General features: G+C 39.7%; 1 protein-coding gene. It reads left to right on the top strand.

Going from position 1 to position 229, the window contains the following annotated elements; genetic code table 11:
- Positions 1–48 precede the first annotated feature (48 nt).
- Positions 49–229, top strand: a 181-nt coding sequence (locus EOC06_RS39470; RefSeq protein WP_206631489.1) for a hypothetical protein, incomplete at its 3' end; no start/stop codon positions are given.

Raw genomic sequence — 229 nt, 5'->3', positions numbered from 1 at the left:
GACAGTTATAAAGTAGTTCAGTCGCATTTTGACTAGGGAGGATTAAGAATGAAAACGACCATTCAGCAGGAAATAAATATAAAGCCAACAGTGAAGAAACTGCCTGTAAAAGCCTACTGGAGAAAGATTTTAAAAACAGGGATAATCACCTGGATAGGGCTGCTGCTCATCTGGACAATTGCTGCATATTTCTCTGATCCGCAATTTTTACCAAGTCCGCTTGCTACAT

Origin of the sequence: Mesorhizobium sp. M7A.F.Ca.MR.362.00.0.0 (genome assembly GCF_004023175.1) — a bacterium.
Lineage (GTDB): Bacteria > Pseudomonadota > Alphaproteobacteria > Rhizobiales > Rhizobiaceae > Mesorhizobium.
The sequence above is the reverse complement of the archived record's forward strand: the minus strand, read 5'-3'. Positions and strand labels throughout refer to the sequence as shown.